A 15461-nucleotide genomic window follows, 5' to 3' on the forward strand; every position below is an offset into this window, starting at 1 on the left:
CCCTGCCCGGCGGCGGGACCTGCGGTCTCCGATAGCCTCCGTGCCGTGACGGAACAGCACGCGCACCGGTTCGAGCGGGGCACGGACGGGCCCAAGGTCATCGTGGTCGGGGTGGACGGCTCCGACTCCTCGCTGCGCGCGGCGGCCTACGCCGGCGGTCTCGCGCGACGGCAGCACGCGCTGCTCGCCGTCGTGTACGTGCAGCCGGTGATGACGGCAGGCGCGGCGCTCGGGGCGCCGGTCGCGGAGACGACCGACGAGATCGCCGAGGACCTGATCGCCCAGATCCGGGACGCGGCCGAGCGGCTCAAGGGGATATTCGACGTCCGCTGGGAGTTCCACACCTTCCACGGCGACCCCTACAACGGCCTGGTGAAGGCGGCCGACGACCTGAAGGCCGACGCCGTGGTGGTGGGCGCCTCGGAGCAGGCCGGGCACCGGATCGTCGGCTCCGTCGCGGTGCGGTTGGTCAAGGCGGGGCGGTGGCCGGTGACGGTGGTGCCGTAGGCCCCGCCGTACAGGGCGGGCGGGACGCCCGGCCAAGGGCTGAACCGACCGGCCTCAGAGAGCCCGTAGGAAGTCCACCAGGATCTCGTTGAAGACCTCGGGCCTCTCCAGGTTCGGGTAGTGCCCGGTGTCCTCGATCGTCACCGAGCGGCCGTTCGGCACGGTTCGGACGACCCGCTCGGCCATCTCGATGCCGTCGGCCGCGTCGAGTGCGCCGTGGACGGCGAGGACGGGTACGTCGATCTTGGGCACCCGGCTCCAGGGGGCGTCGAGGGGCACGTGCCAGTCCGTCTCGCCGGCGGTGTGTTTGGCGATCGTGTGCGTCGCCATCTCCCGCATCCTGCGCACGGCGTCGGGGGCGACCTCGTCGACGGCGCGATGTGGCCCCGAGACGTTCTTGGCGAAGGCCTCGATCCAGCCCGCGACGTCGCCCTCCCCCAGCATGCGGGCCGACTCGGCGACGCGCTCCAGCGTCCACGGATCGGAGTACTCGAACGCGCTGGTCCCGGCGCCGTTGACGACCACCGCCCGCACCAGCTCGGGGTACTCCAGCACGGTGTCGGTGACGACCGCCGACCCCATGCACACACCGACCAGGACGGCGGGTCCGGCATCGAGATGGCGCAGCAGGTCGCCGAGGTCGTCGGCCCAGCGGAACGGCTTGCTCGCGTTGGCGGAGCAGCCGTGCCCGCGTACGTCGGGCGCGATCACGCGGTAGCCGGCGGAGACCAGCGCCGGTATCTGGTCGTCGAAGACGCGGTGGTCTACGTACCCGGGGTGCACCAGGACCACGAGGTCCCCGGCACCGGTGTCGCGGTAGGCGAGGTCGCCGTCCGGGGAGGCGAAGAAACGCAGATCCGAAGCTGTCGTCGCTGTCATCATGACAACCAAGGTGTCACCTTCAGGGAAGTTTGGCAACCCAGGTGTCATGATGGTCCGGTGGACGACTCCGGCAAGCCCCTCTCCCCCGACGACCTCGGCGACCGGATCAGCGAGGTGTTCGACCTGATCGGCGCGCTCTACCGGCGCGGCCTGCGCAAGCTCGAACAGGGCGAGGAGGTCGAGGGCGTGTCCGTCGGCGTGCGCTCCGTCCTGGTCCTGCTGCACCGGTACGGGCCCATGACGGTGCCCCAGATGGGCCGGGTCATGACGCTGACCCGGCAGTTCGTACAGCGCATGGTCAACGAGGCGGCGGCCAGGGGCTGGGTCGAGGCCACCCCCAACCCCGCGCACCAGCGGTCCTCGCTGATCCGGATCACGGACGAGGGCACGGCCGTCATCACCGCGATCCTCGCCCGCGAGCACGCCCTGAACCGGCAGGTCGGCGGCGATCTGACGGAGGGCGAGCTGCGGGCTTGCGTGCGCGTGCTGAAGGAGATGCTGAAGACCTTCGACCACATGGACGCGGACTGACCGACATGGAGTGAGCGACATGGACCGACGGACGCGGCCCGACCGACGTGGACCGACCTACTCCCCCATGGTGAGCCCGTCCTTGGCCGCGCCCCGGCTCAGCACGATGTCCCGGATCCGGTCACGCACACCCCGCAGTTCGGCGCCCTGTTCGAGCGCCCGGTTGAGGTTGATCACGCGGCCGGCGTCGATGTCGAACAGTTGCGGGATGAACTCGGCCTTCGACACCTCCCAGCGGCCGCCGGGCTCGTCCGGCGCGGTGAAGGTGAAGCGGCCGAGGGTGGACTGGTTGCCGCGCGGGTCCTGGACGCCCTGCTCGTTGTACATCGCGCCGGCGACCTGGTCGCCCATGCCGTAGACCACCCAGGTGCCGTTGACCTTCTCGTACGCCTGCGGGACATGGGCGTGGGTGCCGAGGATCAGGTCGATGGCGGGGCGGTCACCGGCACGGGCGGCCGTGAGGTCGCGGGCGAGGGTCGTCTGCGTGGCGTCGGGCGCGTCCTGCCACTCGGTACCCCAGTGCAGCGAGACGACGACCACGTCGGCGCCCGCCTTCCGGGCGGCGCGGGCGTCCGCCAGGATCTTGTTCTCGTCGATCAGGTTGACCGCCCAGGGCTGCCCGGGCGGCAGCGGGAAGCCGTTGACGCCGTACGTGTACGCGAGGTGCGCGACCTTGGCCGGGCCCGCGCGCAGCACCCTCACGGAGCGCGCCTCACCCTCGGTGCGCGCCGTCCCCGCGTGCCGTACGCGCGCCCCGTCGAGGGCGTTCAGGGTGCGCAGGATGCCGGCGGCGCCGTCGTCGAGGCTGTGGTCGGAGGCGGTGGAGCACCCGTCGTAGCCGGTGGCGGCGATCCCCTTGGCGACCTCCGGCGGGGACCTGAAGGCCGGGTAGCCGGAGTACCGGCCGTCCGCGCCGTAGACCGTCTCCATATGACACAGCGCCAGATCGGCGCGGGAGACGACGGGTTCGACGCCGGCGAACATCGGGCGGAAATCGTAGCCGGAGCCGCGCGCGTCGAAGCGCGCCCGGTCGATGATCGACGTGTGCGGGAGGATGTCGCCGGAGGCGACGAGCGTGAAGCCGCGGGGGCCCTTGGCGGAGGCGCCCGGGTGTCCCGGCGCCTTGTGGTCGTTGGCCTGGCAGGCGGCGCCCGCGGCGAGGGCGGCCGTCAGAGCGAGGGCCACGAGTCGACTGCGTGCAATCATCAGCTCACCCCGTGTGGTCGTATTACCCACCAATACGTATGAAACCGGGCAGCCTCGCAAACAATCCGGCCGCTTCCATTAGCCCGTCCGGCGCGCCCCGGCTAGGCGGAAGGAACCGTTCGTCGTACCGTTCGCCGACGCGATCGACCGTCCGCCGCAGATCCGTGTGTGTGCTCTGTCCCACAACGGCCGCCTGCGATGCCATACGGCCATGACGGCCGGAACCACCCTCACGAACGGGACGACGACCGCCGAGCACGAGCTCGCCGCACTGCAGCGCGAGCACGGCCGGCCCCTCTTCGCGCTGCTGCTCCGGCTCTGCGACGGCGACCGGCAGCGCGCCGAGGACCTCGTGCAGGAGACACTGGTGCGCGCCTGGCAGCATCCCGAGGCCCTGCGCGCCGACGACTTCGACTCCGTACGGCCCTGGCTGCTGACCGTCGGGCGGCGGCTCGCGATCGACGCGCGGCGGGCCCGGCAGGCGCGGCCGCCGGAGGTCGGGGACGCGATCCTGGAGAACGCGCGCGTGATCTCCGACCACGCCGAGCGCGCCGCGGAGATGCTCGATGTCCGCGAGGCTGTGAAGACACTCACTCCGGAGCACCGTGAAGTCCTGGTGCTCGTGTACTTCCAAGGGGCGAGTGTTGCGGAGGCCGCGGAAACCCTGGGTATCCCGCCCGGTACGGTGAAGTCTCGCGCCTACTACGCGCTGCGCGCCCTGCGCAGGGTGCTTCCGGGATACGCGGCCGACCTGCAATGAAACCAATGGCTGAGTCAAACCTCCGTAAAGCGCCTTGCTGAACACCCCGGTTGAGTAATCGGCTGTCCTCATCCGTGTTCCGGATCGGGGCCCGGGGTCGTCGGGCGACGCACTCACCGGAGGAAGGCAGGAAGGGATGCTGCACAGAGGTCAAGAGAGCACGGACGGCACCGGCGGCGGTGAACTCACCGTCCCCATGGCGTGGTTGTACGCCGAGTACATCGCCGACGAGCTGCTGCGGACCGGCGATCTCATGCCGCCGACGTCCTTCGAGTTCCGCGCCGGGCGCGATGCCCTGGCGCTGACCATCTTCCTGTCCGACACCGACGGCGAACTCTCCGGCATCCGGGTCGTCTCCCAGCTGGAGACCTGGCTGTCGCTGACGGCGTACGACCAGCCGTGGCAGGACTGGGTGCGCGAGCGCATGGCGGGCCTCGCGGCCGAGGCCGTCGACTCCGGCCGGCCCGCACCCGACCTGGAGCTGGCCGAGGCGGCCTGGCGCTGGCTGCAGGAAACCGAGCTGCTCGCGCCCGATCTGAACGCGGTGCCGGGCGGCGGTGCGCTGGTCGGTGAGGACGAGGGGCCGAAGGTGTGGACCCCGGCGTGGCAGCTGGGACTGCCGCTCGGGCACCTCGCCATCCATCTTTTCTAAGTTCTTTTCTCCTCGGACCAATCCTCGTCCCGGGCGGCTCCGAATCATTCGGTTGCGATTCTGTACGTGGCTTGAGTGATTCGACTGCCTGGTGCGTACCAGTGGGCGCAAGGAGTAACCCACCCCACACCCAACGGCACGAGGATTCGGCATGAGGTCCCTGGAGAGGCATCGCGACGTCGCCGCGTACGCGCTCGGCGTGCTGAACGAGGCGGAGGCATTCCGCTTCGAGGACCACCTCATGGAGTGCCCGCGCTGCGCGGCACACGTGACCGAGTTCGGGCCCGTCACGCGCCAGTTGATGCTGTACCGGCGGTCCACACCGCAGTTCGTGCACCCCATGGCCAAGCCGGGCCCGCAGCTGCTGAACCGGCTGCTCGAAACGGTGGCGGCCCGCCACCGCGCCCGGCGCCGACGCACGATGTACGCCGTGGCCGCCTCGGTGGTGATCGCCCTCGCCGGGCCCGGAGTCGCGATGGTGGCGGGCAGCGACGGCGGGGCCGTGCGGGTCGTCGAGGCGACCGACGCGCGGTCGGGTGTGTGGGCGCAGGTCACCACCGAGAACGAGGCCTACGGCAGCCAGGTGGAGCTGAAGGTGAAGGACGCGTCGGGTCAGCGTCCCTGCCACCTGATCGCCATCGGCCGGGACGGCTCGGAAGAGACCGTGACCAGTTGGCACGGCTCCGACCACGATGCCCGCGCGAACACCATGAGGGGCGCCTCGACCATGCACTCCGACGAGATCGTCCGCTACGAGGTCAGGACGGCGGGCGGGGAGCACCTGGTGACGCTCCAGCCGCGGTGAGGCTATTTCAGCAGCCGCGACAGTCTCCGGTCCGCCAATGGTTTCCCGCCCGTCTGGCAGGTCGGGCAGTACTGGAGCGAGGAGTCGCTGAAGGAGACCTCGCGGATGGTGTCGCCGCACACCGGGCACGGTTCGCCGGTGCGGCCGTGGACGCGCAGGCCGCTCTTCTTCTCGGCCTTCAGACGTCCGGCCGCCACCCCGCGCGAGCGCTCGACCGCCTCGGTGAGGGTCGTCCGCAGGGCCTCGTACAGTCTCGCCGTCTCCTCGGGTGTCAGTGACGACGCCAGTTTGAAGGGGGACATCTTCGCCGCGTGCAGGATCTCGTCGCTGTAGGCGTTGCCGACCCCGGCGACGAGGCTCTGGTCGCGCAGGGCGCCCTTGAGCCGGCGGCGCTCGTCCTTCAGCAGGGCCGCGAGCCGCGTCTCGTCGAAGTCGGCGGCGAGCGGGTCCGGGCCGAGGCGGGCGATGCCCGGGACCTCCTGGGGATCGTGCACGACGTACACCGCCAGGCGCTTCTGGGTACCGGCCTCGGTGAGGTCGAAGCCGGCGCCGGTCTCCAGGGCCACGCGCAGCGCCAGCGGGCCCTTGCCGGGACGGGGCAGCCCGCTCGGCAGCTCGTCCTTCCAGTGGAGCCAGCCCGCGCGGGCCAGGTGGGTCACCAGATGGGGGCCGTCGGCCGTGACGAGGTCGAGGAACTTGCCGTAGCGGTGCACTGCGCCGACCTCGTGGCCCTCGACGGCGGTGACCGGCGGGTCGTATGTCTTGAGGACGCTGATCGCGACGGGCAGCACACGGACGATCTCGTGGCCGACCAGGTTCTCGGTCAGGAAGTCCTTGAGCGCTTCGACCTCGGGGAGTTCCGGCATACGTCCAGAGTGCCACCCGGCACCGACAGCCTCAGCTCCGCTCCGGCACCACGAACTCGCACCACACCGCCTTGCCGCCGCCCCGGGCCTCCACGCCCCACACGTCCGTGAGCAGGTCGACGAGGAGCAGGCCGCGCCCGGAGACGCCCGACTCCCCCGCCTCGCGGCGGCGTGGCAGTGCGCTGGAGGAGTCCTCGACCTCGACGCGCAGCCGGCGTTCGGAGCCGGTGAGGACCCGCAGGGTGACGATGGCGGAGCCCTCGGTGTGCATCAGGGCGTTGGTGATCAGCTCGTCGGCGACCAGCTCGACCTCGTCTGCCCGGTCGACCGCGCCCCAGGCGCGCACGGCGGCGCGGATCATGTGCCGGGCTCCGGTGAGGGCCTCGGGATCGCCGGGGGCGACATGCTGCTGGAGGCGGCCGCCGGACTGTGGGGCGTCCAGGACGCGGCGGCGGAGCAGGAGCAGGGCCACGTCGTCGTCGCCGCCGCGTTCCTCGGCCACGTCGATGAGACAGTCCGCGAGGTCGCGCACGTCGTCCGGGCCGGTGGCGATGAGCGCGGTCAGGGTCCGCATGCCGTCGTCGAGGTCGACGCCGGGCTGTTCGACGAGGCCGTCGGTGCACAGCAGCAGGGTGTGGTCGGAGTCCAGCTCGATGGTGCCGACCGGGTATTCGAGCCGGCCGAACTCCGCGGACAGGCCAAGGGGCAGCCCGCCCTCGACCGGGACGCGACGGCAGGCGCCGCCGGGCTCCCGGATCAGCGGGTCGATGTGGCCGGCGCGGACCACCTGCACGACTCCGGTGGACAGGTCGGCCTCCGCGTACAGGCAGGTCGCGAAGCGGTCCGTGTCCAGCTCGTGCAGGAACACGGAGGCGCGGGCCATCACCGTGGCCGGGGTGTGTCCTTCGGCGGCGTAGGCGCGCAGGACGATGCGCAGTTGGCCCATGACGGCGGCGGCGTGCGTGTCATGCCCCTGGACGTCGCCGATGACGGCGCCGACCCGGCCGCCCGGCAGTGGGATCAGGTCGTACCAGTCGCCGCCGATGTCCCGGCCGAGGGAGCCTGCGGCAGAACCCGCGCGGTAGCGGACGGCGATGTCGGCGCCGGGCACGCTGGGGATGGTGCGCGGCAGCATGGCCTGCTGGAGACCGGTGGCGAGGTCTTTCTCCTGCTCGTAGAACATGGCCCGCTGCAGGCTCTGCGCGATGCTGCTGCCGAGGGCGACGAGCACGTTGCGGTCCTCGGGGGAGAAGCCGCCGCGGTCGCTGTAGAGCAGGCCGATGGCGCCGATCGGCCGGGCCTGGGCGATCAGCGGCAGATAGGCGGCGGCCGTGATGTTCAGGTCGGTGATGTGCGGCCAGAGGATCGGGTAGCGGTCCGCGAACTCCTCCGGCGACTCGATGAAGCGCGGGCTGAGGGTCCGCACGACCTCGCTCATCGGGTACTGCTCGTCTATTCGGGTGACCAGGGTTCCGGGCACGAAGCTGCCCGCGGGGCCCTCGGCGACCAGCCGGATGCGGCCGGCCTCGACCAGGCCCATGACGAGGCTGGTGGCGCCGAGGTTGCTCAGCCCGTGGGTGTCCTTGAGGACGTCGATGACGTCCTGGACGGTGCGGGCGTGCGCGAGGGCGGCCGTGGTGAGCTGGACGACGCTGGTCTGCTGCCGGCGGGCCTCGTCCTCGGCCGCCTGCTCGCGCCGCTCCTCGCTCTCGGCGAGTTCGTCGGTGGCGTCGCGGAGGATGCCGATGATGCGGCGCGGGCGGCCCGTGTCGTCACGGCGGATGTAGCCCTGGGTGTGGGTCCAGCGCAGCGTGCCGTCGCGGCAGCGGATGCGGAAGTAGGCGCCGTAGTTCTCGCTGCCGTCCTTCAGGGCCTTGGAGACCAGGCCGTCCAGCCGGTAGGCCTCGGGGGGCGGCACGCGGACCGCGAGGGTCGTGGGGTGCCCGTCGTATTCGTCGGGGCGCAGGTCGAAGACCTCGTGGGCCTGGGCGTCCATGTGGAACAGACCGGTGTCCAGGTCCCAGTCGAAACTGCCCATGCGGTTGAGCGCCAGGATCGGATCCGGGTGGGCGGGCCAGTCGTCCGGGAGTGACAGGGCGCTCGCTCCCCGATCAACCATGGGGCCACCTTGCCAGGATTTGCCGGAATCTTCGACTGGGGCGACGGAACTGCCTGCGGACCGTGGGCGGGACGTCGCCCCTGCCCCGGTCAGCCGTCGAAGACGTCGGTGGGGCTGCCGAAGATGCTGTCGGTGGTGCCCGGGTCGTCGGGGATCCGCCCGCCGCCGTCGGGCACGTCGGGGGTGTCGGGGACGGCCTCGGGGTGGCCGGTCTCCTGCTGGGCGTCCGGAGGGCTCGGGGAGGTGTCCGGTGTCGTCCGGGAGTCGGACGGGGTCGACTCCTCGGGGGACTCCGCGGGCTCGGAGGATTCCGGCGACGCGGGCGTACGGCCGGGGTCGGCCGTCGGGGGCGACGCCGTGACGGTGGCCGACGGGCACTCGGCGGGAACGGTCTTCGGCGGCGGGTCGGTGGCGCCAGGGTTGGGGGTGACGGTGACCGTCGGGGTCGCGCAGTCGGTCGGCGACTTGTGCGAGGGGGACGCGCTGCTCTCGCCGGGCGAGGCGCTGGAGGCGCTGTCGTGCGGGCGTGGGACCGGGGTCGGGGTCACCGGCTTCGGCGGCCGTACGACGTGGTCGCGGCCGTGGCCACGATGGCCGATCGGCCGTTCGATCCAGGTGTTGTCGGCGATGTCGATGATCGTGATGTTGGTGATCAGCTGCGTCGTCGGGGCCACCACGATCACCTGGTCCGGCCGGTATCCCTGCCAAGCCCGGCCGCTGGTGCCGGGTCTGCCGCGCAGGCCGACGGGCGGGGCCAGCGGATTTCCGCAGGCGCAGCGGACACGCGGCACACCGCGGCTGTCGACGAGGACGGCGGTTCCCGCCTGCAGGACGGACTGGTAACCCGTTCCCATGCCGTCGCGGTACCCGTGGTTGGTGACCCTTGTGTCGGCGCGCAGCACGACCGAGGTCAGTCCGCGCAGATAGCCGGGGATCGATGCCTGGGAGACGCCCGCGGCCTGGGCGAAGACCCGGCCCCTGGCCCGGTCGGCGGTGAGCCGGTCGATCTGCCGCTGGACATCGCAGCTGCCGGCGCCCCGGGTACCGGCGTACAGGCCGGGCGTCTCGCCGGACAGAGACCGGAGCCCGGCCCGCCCCGAGTGCGCCGGCCTCGGCGTTCGGGTGACCGGCGACGGGGTGACGGTCGAGGTCGCCGTGGTGTCCGTGAAGGGATCCGGCCCCTGTCCCGCCGCGGGCTGGAGGAGGACTTCCCCGCTCGATTCCGGGGCCTTGTCGCCGTCGTCCGCGCCGCAGCCGGTGACGGCGAGCGCCGCCGAGAGCGTGCAGGCCGTGACGATGGTTCGGGTGGGTGTCCGCACCATGTCCTCCCGCCTGTCGTCGGGCATGTCGTCCCCCACTGCCTGCACCATTGTCTGCTTCACTCACTTGGGTTACGCAAACGGAGGCGTGGTATACGCAGTGTCACCCGGGTCGGCGGCGCGACAATGAGGAGAGGAGGACACGGCCGTGGAGTGGTTCATCGCACCGGAGTACTGGACGAGCCGGCTGGTCTTCCAGCGGGCTCTGGCCGGCGTGTATCTCGTCGCCTTCCTGACGGCGGCCCTGCAGTTCCGGGCGCTGATGGGTGAACGCGGCATGCTGCCCGTGCCGCGCTTCGTCGAGCGGGTGCCCTTCAAGGCCGCCCCGAGCGTCTTCCAACTGCACTACTCGGACCGGTTCTTCGCCGTCTGTGCCTGGTCGGGCTGCGCGGTGTCGGCGGCGCTGCTGGCCGGGCTGGACTCCATGGTGCCCCTGTGGGGCGCCATGCTGCTGTGGCTGATCCCGTGGGTGCTGTATCTCTCGATCGTCAACGTCGGTCAGACCTGGTACTCGTTCGGCTGGGAGTCGTTGTTGCTGGAGGTCGGTTTCCTCGCCGTGTTCCTGGGCAACGACGAGGTGGCGCCGCCGGTCGTGGTGCTGTTCCTGCTGCGCTGGATCCTGTTCCGGGTCGAGTTCGGGGCGGGTCTGATCAAGATGCGCGGCGACGAGTGCTGGCGAAAACTCACCTGCCTGGACCACCACCACGAGACCCAGCCGATGCCGGGGCCGCTGAGCTGGTTCTTCCACCATCTGCCGAAGCCCGTGCACCGTGTCGAGGTGGCCGCCAACCACTTCACCCAACTCGTCGTGCCGGTCCTCCTGTTCACCCCGCAGCCGATCGCGACGGCAGCCGCCTCCCTGATGATCGTCACCCAGCTGTGGCTGGTTCTGTCGGGCAACTTCTCCTGGCTGAACTGGATCACCATCGTGCTGGCCCTGTCGGCGGTCCAGTGGCCGAGCGATCCGCCGGCCGTGCCGGACGCGCCGCTGTGGTACGAGGTCGTGGTCCTGGCGGTCGCGGCACTGCTCGTGTTCCTGAGCTACCACCCGGTCGCCAACATGATCTCCCGCCGCCAGATCATGAACCGCTCCTTCGACCCGCTCCATCTGGTCAACACCTACGGCGCGTTCGGCAGCGTCAGCAGGATCCGGTACGAGGTGGTGATCGAGGGCACCGACGACGACGTACCGCGAGAGGACTCGGACTGGCGGGAGTACGAGTTCAAGGGCAAGCCCGGCGACCCCCGGCGCTGGCCGCGCCAGTTCGCGCCCTACCACCTGCGGCTGGACTGGCTGATGTGGTTCGCCGCGCTGTCGCCCGCGTATGCCGGGGCGTGGTTCGGCGCCCTGGTGGAGCGGCTCCTGGAGAACGACCGCGACACGCTGAAGCTCCTGCGCCGCTCACCGTTCCCACCGGACGCCCCGCCCCGCTACGTACGTGCCCGCCTCTTCCGCTACCGCTACACGACCTGGCGTGAGCTGCGCGAGACGGGCGCGTGCTGGGAGCGGACGTATGTGCGGGAGTATCTGCCGCCGACCAGGCTGGCCGGGGTCGCTCAGAGGTCGTAGACGCGGGTGGCGGTCGCCTCGAAGATCTGCTGGTGATCGGACTCGCCGGTCAACTCCCGCGCCGTGGCGACCACTTGGCCGTAGGACGCCGCCAGGGTGCACACCGGCCAGTCGGAGCCGAACATCAGCCGGTCCGGGCCGAAGGCGTCCAGGACGACGTCGGCGTACGGGCGCAGGTCGTCGACCGTCCAGGAGGCGAGGTCGGCCTCCGTGACCATGCCGGAGAGCTTGCAGACCGTGTTGGAGAGGGCGGCCAGGGAGCGGACGGCGGTTTCCCAGGGTTCGAGGGCGCCGGCGGCGATGGGCGGTTTGCCCAGGTGGTCCAGGACGAAGGTGAGGCCGGGGTGGTCCGCGGCGGCCTTGACGCACGCCGGCAGCTGGTGCGGCAGCACGACCAGGTCGTAGACCAGCCCCGCCGCTGCCACGGCGGCCAGTCCGCGCCGTACGTCCGCCCGCAGCAGCCACTCCGGATCGGGCTCGCCCTGGACCTGGTGGCGGATGCCCTTCAGATACGGCCCGCCGGTCAGCTCCCGCAGCCGGGCCAGCTCGTCGGCGACGTCCGGGCGGGTGAGGTCGGTCCAGCCGACGACGCCCGCGATCAGCTCGTGCTCGGCGGCGAGGGCCAGGAACTCCGGGGTCTCCTCGGGCACGGTGATCGTCTGGACGAGGACCGTGCGGTCGACTCCGGCGGCGCGGGCGTCGGGTGCGAGGTCCTCGATCGTGAAGTTCCTGCGCAGCGGGCTGGGTTCGTCGATCCAGTCCTGGTCCCGTACCGACAGGTCCCAGACGTGGACGTGGGCGTCGACGATCACGGCAGCTCCCATACGACGGGCAGGCCGGCGTCCGCGCCCTCGCCGGAGTAGTCGTGCACCACGTCGAGCAGCTCGGCCATGCGGGCCTGCCAGTCCACGTTGACCGGCAGTTTCTCCAGCTCGGCGAGGAGGCGGCCGTAGTCCTCGCAGTCCAGGAGGTGGAAGAGGTCGGTGCCGCTGCGCCAGATCGTCCAGGACGTGGCGCCGGCGGCCCGGATGGCGTCCGTGAGCTCCTTCGGGACCTCGCGGTGGGCGGCCTCGTACTCAGCGATGCGGTCCGCGCGGACCTTGGTGTGCAGGGCGACTCTCATCACGGCTCCTCGACGAGGGCGGGCACGGGGGCGTCGGGCGGCAGGAGACCGCTGTCGCGCAGCTCCTGCCAGAAGGCGGCCGGCACGGGAGCCGCGAACTGGTGGGCGCAGTCGACGACTTCGGCCGCCGAGCGAGCACCGACGAGCACGCTCGCGACCGCCGGATGGGCGGCACAGAACGCCAGCGCGGCGGCGCGCAGGGTGGTGCCGTGGCGGTCGGCGACGGACTTCAGGCGCAGGGCGTGGTGCAGCAACTCGGGTGACGCGGTGGCGTAGTTGTACGTCGCGCCCGGCTTCGGGTCGGCCAGGAGGCCGGAGTTGAAGGCGCCGCCGATGACGACGGACGTGCCGCGTGCCTCGGCGGCGGGCAGCAACTCGACGAGCGCCTCCTGGTCGAGCAGCGTGTAGCGGCCGGCGCACAGCACCACGTCGACGTCGGTGTCGCGGACGAAGCGGGTGAGCATCTTCGCCTGGTTCATGCCGGCGCCGATCGCGCCGACGACGCCCTCCGAGCGGAGCTTCTCCAGCGCGGGGTAGCCCTCGCGGAAGGCCCACTCGGCGTGGTCGTCGGGGTCGTGGAGGTAGACGACGTCGACGCGGTCGAGGCCGAGGCGTCGCAGGCTCGACTCCAGGGTGCGGCGTACGCCGTCCTCGCTGAAGTCCCAGACGCGGCGGTGGGTGGCGGGGACGGCGAAACCGTGGGCGAGGTCGTCGCCCATGGCGTCGGACGGCTCCAGGCGGCGGCCCACCTTCGTCGAGATCGCGTACCGGTCGCGGGGGCGCTCGCGCAGGGCCGCACCCAGGCGGCGTTCGGACAGGCCGAGGCCGTAGTGCGGGGCGGTGTCGAAGTAGCGGATGCCGCGCTGCCAGGCGGCGTCCACCGCCTCGTACGCCTGCTGCTCGCCGACCTCGGTGTAGAGGTTGGCGATGGCCGCGGCGCCGAAGGCCAGTTCGCTGACCTGGACGCCGCTGCCGCCGAGCCGCCTCACTGGCCCACCGGCCGCAGGCGCAGGCCCTGCATGCCGCCGTCGACGGCGAGGGCGGTGCCGGTCGTGGCGCCGGAGAGCGGGCTCGCCAGGTAGGCGATGGCGCCCGCGACCTCGGCGGCCGAGACGAGGCGGCCGGTGGGCTGGCGGGCCTCCAGGGCGGCACGTTCGGCGGCCGGGTCGGCGGCGGCATCGAGGAGGCGGCCGACCCAGGGCGTGTCCGCCGTGCCGGGGTTGACGCAGTTGACGCGGATGCCCTCGCGGACGTGGTCGGCGGCCATGGCGAGGGTGAGGGAGTACACGGCGCCCTTGGTCGCGCTGTACAGCGCCCGCTGCGGGAGCCCGGCCGTGGCCGCGATGGAGCAGGTGTTGACGATCGCCGCGTGCGCGGAGGCGCGCAGATGCGGGAGGGCGGCGCGGGCGACCCGGACCATGCCGACGACGTTGACGTCGAGGACCCGGTGCCACTCGGCGTCGTCGTTGTCCTCGACGGTGCCCTGGGCGCCGATGCCGGCGTTGTTGATCACCACGTCCAGTCCGCCGAGGTCGGCCACGGCGGCTGACACGGCCTCACGCACGGAGGCGTCGTCGGTGACGTCGGCACGGAAGGCGAGCAGTGGCTTCTCCACCGACGACGGGTCCAGGTCGAGGACGGCGACCTGGGCGCCACGCGCGGCGAGGAGTTCGGCCGTGGCCCGGCCGATACCGGAGGCACCTCCCGTCACCAGCGCCTTGAGACCGTCGAAGTCGCTCATGCCGCGTGCCCCTTCTTCTGCGTCTGGAGGTCGGCGGCCCAGAAGGCGCCGTCCGGGAACGTGTACCGCGCGATCGACTCGGGTCGCATGGCGGCCGAGAAGCCCGGCGCGGTGGGTGCCGTGTAGTGACCTTCCCTGATCACCACCGGGTCGAGGAAGTGGTCGTGCAGATGGTCGACGTACTCGATCACGCGGTCCTCGGTGGTGCCGGTGACGGCGACGAAGTCGTACATCGACAGGTGCTGGACGAGTTCGCAGAGGCCGACGCCGCCCGCGTGCGGGCACACCGGCACGCCGAACTTGGCGGCGAGCAGCAGGATGGCGAGGTTCTCGTTGACGCCGCCGACACGGGCCGCGTCGATCTGCAGGACGTCGAGGGCGCCGGCTTGGAGAAGCTGCTTGAAGACGACCCTGTTCTGCACATGCTCGCCGGTGGCCACCTTCACCGGGGCGACGGCCCTGCGGATCGCCGCGTGGCCGAGGATGTCGTCGGGGCTGGTGGGCTCCTCGATCCAGTACGGGTCGAACTCGGCGAGGGCCTTGGTCCAGCGGATCGCCTCCTCGACGTCCCAGCGCTGGTTGGCGTCGATCGCCATGCGGATGTCCGGCCCGACCACCGAGCGGGCGACGCGGCAACGCCGTACGTCGTCCGCCAGGTCGGCGCCGACCTTCAGCTTGATCTGCCGGAAGCCGTCGGCGACGGCGTCGGCGGCGAGCCGGGTGAGCTTGTCGTCGTCATAGCCGAGCCAGCCGGCCGAGGTGGTGTAGGCGGGGTATCCGCGCTCCAGGAGCCGCACCGTGCGCTCCTGCGCCCCCTCCCGGCCCCGCTGCAGGAGGTGCAGCGCCTCCTCGGGCGTGAGCGCGTCGGTGAGGTACCGGAAGTCGATCTGCCGGACGATCCACTCCGGGTCGGCGTCGGCCAGGAGCCGCCACAGCGGCTTGTCGGCGCGCTTGGCCGCCAGATCCCATACGGCGTTCATGACCGCCCCGATCGCCATGTGCATCACGCCCTTCTCGGGGCCGAGCCAGCGCAGCTGGCTGTCGCCGATCAGGTCGCGGTTCAGGGTCCCCGGGTCGCCACACAGTTCGTCGACGGGCCGGCCTACGACATGTCCGCGCAGTGCCTCGATCGCGGCGACCTGGACCTCGTTGCCCCGCCCGATGGTGAAGGTGAATCCGTGCCCCTCGTGCCCGTCGGCGGCGTCGGTGCGCAGCACGACGTAGGCGGCCGAGTAGTCGGGGTCCGGGTTCATCGCGTCGGAGCCGTCGAGCTCGCGTGAGGTGGGGAAGCGGATGTCGTAGGTGTCGACCGCGGTGATGCGGGCGGGGGTGCCGGGGGTCGGGGACACGGAGGGCCTTTCGGTCGGTGCCGTCGATGAT

At 71.6% G+C, this 15461-nt stretch carries 16 protein-coding genes; 6 read left to right on the forward strand and 10 right to left on the reverse strand.

The genetic code is table 11. From position 1 onward, the window contains the following. Positions 1-45 precede the first annotated feature (45 nt). Positions 46-507, forward strand: coding sequence for a universal stress protein (locus ACTMVF_RS15140; protein ID WP_441271532.1), 462 nt, complete (start codon positions 46-48; stop codon positions 505-507). Positions 508-561: 54 nt separating this feature from the next. Here ACTMVF_RS15140 and ACTMVF_RS15145 read toward each other — a convergent pair whose 3' ends face one another. Next, entirely contained in the window at positions 562-1389 is an 828-nt protein-coding gene (locus tag ACTMVF_RS15145) for an alpha/beta fold hydrolase (protein WP_441271533.1), read from the reverse strand. Between the two features lie 57 nt (positions 1390-1446). On the opposite strand from ACTMVF_RS15145, the gene ACTMVF_RS15150 reads away from it, so the two are divergent. Then, positions 1447-1920, forward strand: a complete 474-nt coding sequence (locus ACTMVF_RS15150; protein WP_441271534.1) for a MarR family winged helix-turn-helix transcriptional regulator — start codon at positions 1447-1449, stop codon at positions 1918-1920. A gap of 57 nt (positions 1921-1977) precedes the next feature. Here ACTMVF_RS15150 and ACTMVF_RS15155 read toward each other — a convergent pair whose 3' ends face one another. Then, positions 1978-3126, reverse strand: a complete 1149-nt coding sequence (locus ACTMVF_RS15155; protein ID WP_441271535.1) for a CapA family protein — start codon at positions 3124-3126, stop codon at positions 1978-1980. Between the two features lie 211 nt (positions 3127-3337). Here ACTMVF_RS15155 and ACTMVF_RS15160 point away from each other — a divergent pair, with 211 nt between their 5' ends. The 3 genes from ACTMVF_RS15160 to ACTMVF_RS15170 all read left to right on the forward strand — a co-directional run bounded on the left by ACTMVF_RS15160 (position 3338) and on the right by ACTMVF_RS15170 (position 5343). Next, on the forward strand, positions 3338-3886 hold the full coding sequence (locus ACTMVF_RS15160) for a sigma-70 family RNA polymerase sigma factor (protein WP_441271536.1): 549 nt from the start codon (positions 3338-3340) through the stop codon (positions 3884-3886). Between the two features lie 136 nt (positions 3887-4022). Further along, positions 4023-4538, forward strand: coding sequence for a hypothetical protein (locus ACTMVF_RS15165; RefSeq protein ID WP_441271537.1), 516 nt, complete (start codon positions 4023-4025; stop codon positions 4536-4538). Positions 4539-4689: 151 nt separating this feature from the next. Beyond that, complete coding sequence (locus tag ACTMVF_RS15170) at positions 4690-5343, forward strand: anti-sigma factor family protein (protein ID WP_441271538.1); 654 nt, start codon at positions 4690-4692, stop codon at positions 5341-5343. Between the two features lie 2 nt (positions 5344-5345). Here ACTMVF_RS15170 and ACTMVF_RS15175 read toward each other — a convergent pair whose 3' ends face one another. The 3 genes from ACTMVF_RS15175 to ACTMVF_RS15185 all read right to left on the reverse strand — a co-directional run bounded on the left by ACTMVF_RS15175 (position 5346) and on the right by ACTMVF_RS15185 (position 9674). After that, positions 5346-6209, reverse strand: a complete 864-nt coding sequence (locus ACTMVF_RS15175; protein WP_441271539.1) for an Fpg/Nei family DNA glycosylase — start codon at positions 6207-6209, stop codon at positions 5346-5348. Positions 6210-6240: 31 nt separating this feature from the next. Next, the gene (locus ACTMVF_RS15180) at positions 6241-8328 is read right to left on the reverse strand and encodes a SpoIIE family protein phosphatase (protein WP_441271540.1); all 2088 of its coding nucleotides are present in this window, start codon (positions 8326-8328) and stop codon (positions 6241-6243) included. A gap of 89 nt (positions 8329-8417) precedes the next feature. Beyond that, positions 8418-9674: a DUF6777 domain-containing protein gene (locus ACTMVF_RS15185; protein WP_441271541.1), complete on the reverse strand. Its 1257-nt coding sequence runs from the start codon at positions 9672-9674 to the stop codon at positions 8418-8420. A 121-nt stretch (positions 9675-9795) separates the two neighbouring features. Between ACTMVF_RS15185 and ACTMVF_RS15190 the strand changes: the two genes are divergently transcribed. Then, complete coding sequence (locus ACTMVF_RS15190; RefSeq protein WP_441271542.1) at positions 9796-11217, forward strand: lipase maturation factor family protein; 1422 nt, start codon at positions 9796-9798, stop codon at positions 11215-11217. On the opposite strand, the gene ACTMVF_RS15195 is transcribed toward ACTMVF_RS15190, so the two are convergent. The 5 genes from ACTMVF_RS15195 to ACTMVF_RS15215 are packed head-to-tail and all read right to left on the reverse strand — an operon-like array spanning position 11205 to position 15430. Continuing rightward, positions 11205-12041, reverse strand: coding sequence for an amidohydrolase family protein (locus tag ACTMVF_RS15195; RefSeq protein WP_441271543.1), 837 nt, complete (start codon positions 12039-12041; stop codon positions 11205-11207). The two genes, ACTMVF_RS15190 and ACTMVF_RS15195, sit on opposite strands and share 13 nt — an antisense overlap. After that, positions 12026-12340 carry an L-rhamnose mutarotase gene (locus ACTMVF_RS15200; RefSeq protein ID WP_441271544.1) on the reverse strand — a complete coding sequence of 105 codons (315 nt, stop codon included), beginning with the start codon at positions 12338-12340 and terminating at the stop codon, positions 12026-12028. The genes ACTMVF_RS15195 and ACTMVF_RS15200 overlap by 16 nt, the downstream gene beginning before the upstream one ends. Continuing rightward, the gene (locus ACTMVF_RS15205) at positions 12340-13329 is read right to left on the reverse strand and encodes an aldo/keto reductase (RefSeq protein WP_441271545.1); all 990 of its coding nucleotides are present in this window, start codon (positions 13327-13329) and stop codon (positions 12340-12342) included. Before ACTMVF_RS15205 ends, ACTMVF_RS15200 begins: the two co-directional genes overlap by 1 nt. After that, positions 13326-14081: an SDR family NAD(P)-dependent oxidoreductase gene (locus ACTMVF_RS15210; protein ID WP_441271546.1), complete on the reverse strand. Its 756-nt coding sequence runs from the start codon at positions 14079-14081 to the stop codon at positions 13326-13328. Before ACTMVF_RS15210 ends, ACTMVF_RS15205 begins: the two co-directional genes overlap by 4 nt. After that, positions 14078-15430, reverse strand: a complete 1353-nt coding sequence (locus tag ACTMVF_RS15215; RefSeq protein ID WP_441271547.1) for an L-fuconate dehydratase — start codon at positions 15428-15430, stop codon at positions 14078-14080. Before ACTMVF_RS15215 ends, ACTMVF_RS15210 begins: the two co-directional genes overlap by 4 nt. Between the last annotated feature and the right edge of the window lie 31 nt (positions 15431-15461).

This window comes from Streptomyces sp. SD31, from assembly GCF_052068475.1.
Lineage (GTDB): Bacteria > Actinomycetota > Actinomycetes > Streptomycetales > Streptomycetaceae > Streptomyces.

Excerpts from the sequence above, each read along its gene's own strand:
- ACTMVF_RS15145 (WP_441271533.1), bottom strand. The coding sequence starts at position 1,389 with ATGATGACAGCGACGACAGCTTCGGATCTGCGTTTCTTCGCCTCCCCG.
- ACTMVF_RS15155 (WP_441271535.1), bottom strand. The coding sequence starts at position 3,126 with ATGATTGCACGCAGTCGACTCGTGGCCCTCGCTCTGACGGCCGCCCTC.
- ACTMVF_RS15160 (WP_441271536.1), top strand. The coding sequence starts at position 3,338 with ATGACGGCCGGAACCACCCTCACGAACGGGACGACGACCGCCGAGCAC.
- ACTMVF_RS15165 (WP_441271537.1), top strand. The coding sequence starts at position 4,023 with ATGCTGCACAGAGGTCAAGAGAGCACGGACGGCACCGGCGGCGGTGAA.
- ACTMVF_RS15170 (WP_441271538.1), top strand. The coding sequence starts at position 4,690 with ATGAGGTCCCTGGAGAGGCATCGCGACGTCGCCGCGTACGCGCTCGGC.
- ACTMVF_RS15175 (WP_441271539.1), bottom strand. The coding sequence starts at position 6,209 with ATGCCGGAACTCCCCGAGGTCGAAGCGCTCAAGGACTTCCTGACCGAG.
- ACTMVF_RS15180 (WP_441271540.1), bottom strand. The coding sequence starts at position 8,328 with ATGGTTGATCGGGGAGCGAGCGCCCTGTCACTCCCGGACGACTGGCCC.
- ACTMVF_RS15185 (WP_441271541.1), bottom strand. The coding sequence starts at position 9,674 with ATGCCCGACGACAGGCGGGAGGACATGGTGCGGACACCCACCCGAACC.
- ACTMVF_RS15195 (WP_441271543.1), bottom strand. The coding sequence starts at position 12,041 with ATGGGAGCTGCCGTGATCGTCGACGCCCACGTCCACGTCTGGGACCTG.
- ACTMVF_RS15200 (WP_441271544.1), bottom strand. The coding sequence starts at position 12,340 with ATGAGAGTCGCCCTGCACACCAAGGTCCGCGCGGACCGCATCGCTGAG.
- ACTMVF_RS15210 (WP_441271546.1), bottom strand. The coding sequence starts at position 14,081 with ATGAGCGACTTCGACGGTCTCAAGGCGCTGGTGACGGGAGGTGCCTCC.